The organism is Prevotella sp. S7-1-8 (genome assembly GCF_000758925.1).
Taxonomy (GTDB): Bacteria; Bacteroidota; Bacteroidia; order Bacteroidales; family Bacteroidaceae; genus Prevotella.
The window spans coordinates 23011-29223 of sequence record NZ_JRNC01000067.1 but is presented as its reverse complement, the minus strand read 5'-3'; the positions used below and the strand labels follow the sequence as shown (position 1 = coordinate 29223).

The 6213-nt window shown below is 42.7% G+C and carries 9 protein-coding genes; 5 read left to right on the top strand and 4 right to left on the bottom strand.

What is annotated here, in order from left to right:
- The first annotated feature begins 86 nt into the window (after nt 1–86).
- The 4 genes from HMPREF1640_RS10395 to HMPREF1640_RS12890 all read left to right on the top strand — a co-directional run bounded on the left by HMPREF1640_RS10395 (nt 87) and on the right by HMPREF1640_RS12890 (nt 1824).
- The gene (locus HMPREF1640_RS10395) at nt 87–998 is read left to right on the top strand and encodes a hypothetical protein (protein WP_036894460.1); all 912 of its coding nucleotides are present in this window, start codon (nt 87–89) and stop codon (nt 996–998) included.
- 179 nt (nt 999–1177) lie between these two features.
- A complete protein-coding gene (rpmB, locus tag HMPREF1640_RS10390) occupies nt 1178–1441 on the top strand; it encodes a 50S ribosomal protein L28 (RefSeq protein WP_036894458.1) in 264 nt (87 codons plus the stop codon).
- A gap of 5 nt (nt 1442–1446) precedes the next feature.
- The gene (gene rpmG / locus HMPREF1640_RS10385) at nt 1447–1635 is read left to right on the top strand and encodes a 50S ribosomal protein L33 (RefSeq protein WP_036894456.1); all 189 of its coding nucleotides are present in this window, start codon (nt 1447–1449) and stop codon (nt 1633–1635) included.
- 30 nt (nt 1636–1665) lie between these two features.
- The gene (locus HMPREF1640_RS12890; protein WP_081935345.1) at nt 1666–1824 is read left to right on the top strand and encodes a DUF4295 domain-containing protein; all 159 of its coding nucleotides are present in this window, start codon (nt 1666–1668) and stop codon (nt 1822–1824) included.
- 149 nt (nt 1825–1973) lie between these two features.
- Here HMPREF1640_RS12890 and HMPREF1640_RS10380 read toward each other — a convergent pair whose 3' ends face one another.
- Nucleotides 1974–2999, bottom strand: a complete 1026-nt coding sequence (locus tag HMPREF1640_RS10380; RefSeq protein ID WP_036894454.1) for an asparaginase — start codon at nt 2997–2999, stop codon at nt 1974–1976.
- A 269-nt stretch (nt 3000–3268) separates the two neighbouring features.
- Between HMPREF1640_RS10380 and HMPREF1640_RS13945 the strand changes: the two genes are divergently transcribed.
- Entirely contained in the window at nt 3269–3412 is a 144-nt protein-coding gene (locus HMPREF1640_RS13945; protein WP_156098790.1) for a glucuronate isomerase, read from the top strand.
- Between the two features lie 87 nt (nt 3413–3499).
- Here the strand turns inward: HMPREF1640_RS13945 and HMPREF1640_RS10375 are convergent, their stop codons facing one another.
- The 3 genes from HMPREF1640_RS10375 to HMPREF1640_RS10365 form a co-directional block, all read right to left on the bottom strand.
- Nucleotides 3500–4030 (bottom strand): 5-formyltetrahydrofolate cyclo-ligase, encoded by a 531-nt coding sequence (locus tag HMPREF1640_RS10375; RefSeq protein WP_036894452.1) that lies wholly within the window; start codon nt 4028–4030, stop codon nt 3500–3502.
- 7 nt (nt 4031–4037) lie between these two features.
- Nucleotides 4038–5693 (bottom strand): S41 family peptidase, encoded by a 1656-nt coding sequence (locus tag HMPREF1640_RS10370; protein WP_036894449.1) that lies wholly within the window; start codon nt 5691–5693, stop codon nt 4038–4040.
- Between the two features lie 82 nt (nt 5694–5775).
- Nucleotides 5776–6210, bottom strand: a complete 435-nt coding sequence (locus HMPREF1640_RS10365; RefSeq protein ID WP_036894448.1) for a dCMP deaminase family protein — start codon at nt 6208–6210, stop codon at nt 5776–5778.
- Between the last annotated feature and the right edge of the window lie 3 nt (nt 6211–6213).

Sequence of the window (6213 nt, the reverse complement as noted above, 5' to 3'; positions counted from 1 at the left end):
GACAAGAAGAATGGCGGCAACTATACAAAGGTTGATTGGTGGAATCCTTGGTTAATGGTTTGGGATTAATTTAAAGATGTAACAAAATGAAGAAGATCTTCTCTTTACAATTGTATGTTTGGCTTTTTCTTACAATATTGTTTTCCCAATGTACAAAGGTTGATTTAGAGGAAGGAGTACACAAAACAACTATTCTTCGGCATAATTATATTGCAATAACCACAAAAGATGATATTCCCGGAGAAGTGGAAGTGCATTATAGTATATTGGGCAATAATGGTCAAAACGAAGTCAAAACAGAGAGGCTTTCTACTCCTTGCGTGATTGGTGGAGAGAACGTCTTGGTCGCCTATGACAGTATTGTTGGTACACATTCGGGGAAAAGCGTTTTTAGCCAGCTTACCTTGAAAAGAGACTATCAAGAAAACGGAGCAGATTTTCTTTCAATCAAAAACTTGTCTTCGACCGTCCTTGAGTATGCCGTAATCGGTAACCAGCCTCTTGTGTTCCATAACCCTGCGGATTTAAAAGAGTACCATAATTTCACCAATTTAAATGAGATAGATAAAACCAAGGTTGTAAAAGAAAGTCCAACTCCTATTAATTCAGAAGGTATTCCTGTTTTATATTTACTAAAGCCTGAACTTTCTAAAATTAGCCAGTACTATATTTTGCTAAGTATTGGAGATTGTGTGAATGGGGGGCTTACAACCGTAGAAAGTACCTATGCTAAGAATATTGGCATTAAACCTACACAGTATACTGTTCGAGAAATAATGAATTTCTACAAAGAGGAATATAGCCATGGCAAAACCCTATTTGCAGACTACAACGACTATGATTTAAAATGTCAAAAGTACAAAGGTCTAGCTCGTTTAGACATAAAATTTTATGGAGAAATACAACCTGAGTCTTTTGTAAGGAACTCCGGACAGATTTGGTTTATTAATACAACTTCGGGAATGAAGGGAATTGACACCTTTAAGATATTTCAATAGGAATGATACATACTAAATTTATGTTATGCTGTCTTTTGTCAGTCGTGAATTGTGAATTAAAATATTATAAAAAATAGATTTAGCGGTGTATTTATTTTGCTGTGACAGAATTTATTTGTAATTTTGCACACTGTTTGGAATAAGTATATAAAATCGAATTCAAAAAACAAAGAATAGCAATGTCTAAGATTTGTCAGATCACAGGAAAGAGGGCGCAGATAGGTTGTAATGTGTCTCACTCAAAGCACCGCACAAAGAGAAGCTTTGACGTTAACCTTTTCAGCAAAAAGTTCTACTATGTAGAAGAGCAATGCTGGATATCGCTAAAGATCAGCGCAGCTGGTCTCCGTCTTATTAATAGGGTAGGTCTTGATGCTGCGTTGAAGCAGGCAGTTGCCAAAGGTTATTGCGACTGGAAAGACATTAAAGTAATAGGAGAATAATTGACATGGCAAAGAAAGCTAAAGGAAACAGGGTGCAAGTTATATTGGAATGCACCGAGATGAAAAACTCTGGTCTGCCTGGCACAAGCCGCTATATAACTACCAAGAATCGCAAGAACACTCCGGGACGTATGGAAATGATGAAATACAACCCGATATTGAAGAAAATGACTCTTCACAAGGAGATCAAGTAATCTTGCATTAACAATTAAATGAGATAAACTATGGCAAAGAAAGCGGTCGCTACCCTCCACGAAGGATCAACGGATGGTCGCGCATATTCCAAGGTTATCAAGATGGTGAAAAGTCCCAAGACTGGTGCTTACATCTTTGATGAGAAAATGGTTCCTAACGAAGCCGTTAAGGATTTTTTCAAGAAGTAAATAGAAACGAGAACAAAGCGTGTTAACAATGTTATGTAACATGCTTGAGTTACCCATAAAAACCGAAAGTCATGATAGACCAATGTTTATCATGACTTTCGTTTTATATTTTGTAATATAAGTTGGGGCAATGGGTATGACCATTGTCATTATACCGAGATCTCGCCAGCGAGCGATTTGTTCATTAAGTTTCTTATCGTGCTAATATCACTGTGATGGGCCAACAAGAACATCATTTTGGTGATGGCTGCCTCTACAGTTGAGTCGTACCCAGATACCACACCGTTGTCTTTTAGCTGATATCCTGTGTCATACCGTCCCATCGCCACTGTTCCTGCCACGCACTGACTGATATTGATCACAACGATACCACGCATGGTGGCCTTTTTGAGAGCTTGCACAAGCCATGGGGTTTGTGGCGCATTGCCACTACCAAATGTGCGCATGACGATACCTCGCACTTCCTTGGATAGTAACACATTGTGCAAAATGTGCTCTTGTATGCCTGGAAACAAGCTGAACACCACGACATTTGGGTTGAGCGTGAGATGGGGAATCATAGGCTTGTCAAAGTCTGGTTTTAGAATGTGGTGGTCTTGAAACACAAAATTTACGCCAGCGTCACATAGATGTGGGTAATTGAAAGACTCGAAAGCGTGGAAGCCATCGGCGTCTATTTTAGTGGCCCTGTTTCCGCGAATGAGATGACCACTGAAATAGATGCATACTTCGGGCACGCGCGCATGTCCTTCTTGGTTTTTCAAAGAGGCCAGTTCTATGCTTGTTACCAAATTTTCTTTGCCATCTGTTCGTAGCTGTCCGATGGGAAGTTGGGAGCCGGTAAGGATGATGGGTTTGGTGAGATTTTCAAACATGAAAGAAAGAGCGGAAGCTGTGTAGGCCATAGTGTCAGTGCCGTGGAGAATGACAAAACCATCGTAATCTTCATAATTGGAAGAGACGATACGTACTAATTGTGCCCATTGGGCAGGTGCCATGTCGCTCGAGTCAATGGGTGCGGAGAATTGATAGACATCAATGTCAGCTTTGATAAGTTTAAATTCCGGCATAGAGTCAACCAAATGGTTAAAATCAAGCGGTTCCAACGCACCGGTGAGTGGATTTTTCCCCATGCCGATAGTGCCTCCGGTATAGATAAGTAGTACTTTATTCATCAAGGTTTTATATTTTATGCAAATATAGTTAAAAGCCTTGACATTTCAAATTATTTATTCTAAATTTGAAGAAACAAACTAATTTTTTAAAGGCAAATCTATACGAACGCTAAAACATTTCATGAATTATTTTTGTTTGACACATCCCCGCAGCTTAGAATTCGTATTGTCATCATGTGTCCAAGATTTCCATTATAGACTATCATTGCCAGTTAAACATGAAATATTGGGCATCCTATTAATTCTGAGCATAACAGAACTGTGATTATGTGGGCGACCGTCATAAATGGAGGTACATGCGCGCCAATGGCATGGAAGAAAAGTATCGTGCAGGTGAGGACGCTTCTGATTTGGAGAAATTTGAGAAAAGAGCGGAATCCGTTCTGTGCACATTTTGTAATCCAGTGTATTAAGGATTACATGTAGAGTTTAAAAATGCTTTTGTTTTTACCTATACCCCCAAGCTCTTTGTTACCAACAAACCGGAATATATTTCATTTTCAGATCACCTCGTCCATACGGATATCAGTTGGCTCAGCTGGCACATGGTCTACCTTTTGGAAATCAAAGCATATCCCTATCTTGTAAATACATGGAACCTTGCCCAAGAATCGGTCATAATATCCTTTGCCCCTTCCAAGTCGGTTTCCCTCGGTATCAAAACCCATTCCCGGAACAACGGCTATGTCAATGGAAGCATAGTCGGTAAAAACCGGACCTTCAGGTTCCATGATGTGGAAATCTCCTTCGCTCATACTCTTCTTGCCTTGGTATAGCCTAATCTCCATTTCGCTGTCGCCAATAACTTTGGGCAGTAAGATTTTTTTCCCCTTTTGAGCCAACTCGTCAATGATGTCGTGTGTGTAAACTTCATCGGGGAGCGAGTAGTATAGAAAAATCGTATTAGCTTGAGCCAATTTAGGATGACACAGCAGACGGTCAACGACAGGGTGTGACATCGTTATGAGCTGGTCTCTCGTGAATTGTTTTTTGAGATTGCGTATGTTTTTTCTGAGGGTAGATTTCTCCATGGTTGTTTTATTTTGCGCGCTTCTTTTTGATTGTTCTTTTTGTTGGTGCTTTGGGGAAAGCCATATTATTTTTTAAAACCATCATTGCTTTGGTTATAACAGGGTCGTCTTGATTGAGATATTGTGTTAGAGCCTGCTCGTCAAGCATGTTGTAGACAATGCGCGCGTTGATATATTGGTTGAGCAATGAATAGCTTTTTTTAATCATCAAGTTGCGCCGCGCCAATCCATGCTTGTCAGCGTAGGTGGCAAACTTGTTCACAAGGTTCTGTCGGTCAAGATAGTTAACCAATTGAAGTAGCTCGTTGAATTTCTTCATTTTTTGCCTGTTGTTGTCCGTGTAGGTGAAGGCGAATTGGAGAATGAGACCGCTTATTGCCGCCTTTTTATAATAAGAGGTGATGTTGGTGGTGTCTTCGGGCACGAATATATCGGGCGTTACGCCTCCGCCGCCATATACCACGCGCCCCAGCGCAGTGTGATAGGCTGGGCCGGTATGGTGTATGCTGTCGCGTGAGAAAAACTCTCCGTGCTCGTAACGGTATAGGATGTCGGTGGCATAATCGGCGTCCTCGCCATCGGTATATGGCTTTTGGATGCAGCGCCCTGATGGTGTGTAATATCGAGCTATGGTCAGACGTACCATGCTTCCGTCAGGAAATGGAATTTGTTGCTGTACCAAACCTTTGCCGAACGAGCGTCTGCCAATAATTGTGCCACGGTCATTGTCTTGGATGGCGCCCGCGAAAATCTCTGAGGAAGAGGCCGACCCTTCGTTGATGAGCACCACTAACGGCATGTTTTGGTAAGCTCCATGTCCATCGGAACGATAGTCTTGGCGGGGCGATTTGCGACCTTCGGTGTAGACGATGAGTTTTTTTGCCGGCAAGAATTCGTTTGCCATTTGCACCGCGCTTTGCAGATAGCCACCGACATTGTCACGCAGGTCGATGACCAAGTTGCTAAATCCCTTTTGCTGCAAAGTTGCAAGGGCGATGAGAAGTTCTGGATATGTCTTTTCGCCAAAACTCTTAATCTTAATATATCCAGTTTGTTTGTCAAGCATATAGGCTGCCGTGACGGTTTTCGTAGGAATTTCACCACGCGTTATGTCATAGGTGATGGGCTTGCCGTGACCAAATCTCTGCACGCTCACTTTCACTTTGGTGCCGTTAGGTCCTTTCAGTCTGCGCATGGCTTCCTCATTGGTAACCACCTTGCCTACAAATTTCTTGCCGTCCACGTATACTATCTTGTCGCCGGCAATAATGCCTGCTTTTTCAGCCGGACCATTCTTGATGACGTTCTGAACACGTATAGTGTCGTCGCGAATAACAAACTCAATGCCCACTCCTGAGAATGACCCTTTCAAATCATCGTTGGCGGCCTGCACGTCTTTGGCGCTGATATAGACCGAGTGTGGATCTAACTCGGCCAGGATTTTGGGTATGGCATCGTCGACAAGCGAGTCCATGTTAACCTTATCCACATATTGGTCGTCGATGATATGCAGCAGATTGTTGAGGCGATTGCTACCGTTGTTGATGATGGTGAGCCTATTGCCTGAAAAATGATTTGCATAAAACGAACCAATCATAACGCCGATAACAACGCACAGCGCCATCAGCAGGGGCATAAATCTGTTTCTATTTTCGTTTTTCATTTTAATCTTTTTAGGCTTGTCAGTGTGTGGAAACCATTTAAGCGATGTGGCGCCGTACTGGCTAAACTGTTTTGTATCGGGTTTATTTGTCTAATAACACCACGTCTATGCCAGCTCGCTCAAGCAACCTTATGCCGTCGTCTAACCGGTAGGTCTCTCCGTATACCACGCGTTTGATGCCAGATTGTATGATGAGTTTAGCGCACTCTATACATGGCGAGGCCGTGACGTAGAGGGTCGCGCCGTCACTGTTGTTGTGCGAACGCGCCAGTTTGGTGATGGCGTTGGCTTCAGCGTGCAGCACATATGGCTTGGTTACGTTGTTCTCGTCTTCGCAAACATTCTCAAAACCACTGGGGGTTCCGTTGTAGCCATCGCTGATAATCATTTTGTCCTTGACCACCAGCGCTCCCACTTGTCGCCGTTTGCAATATGAGTTTTCCGCCCAAATGCGAGCCATGCGCAGGTATCTCCCGTCAAGCAGTCGTCTTTTTGTTTCTCGGTTGGTCTCTTCCATCTT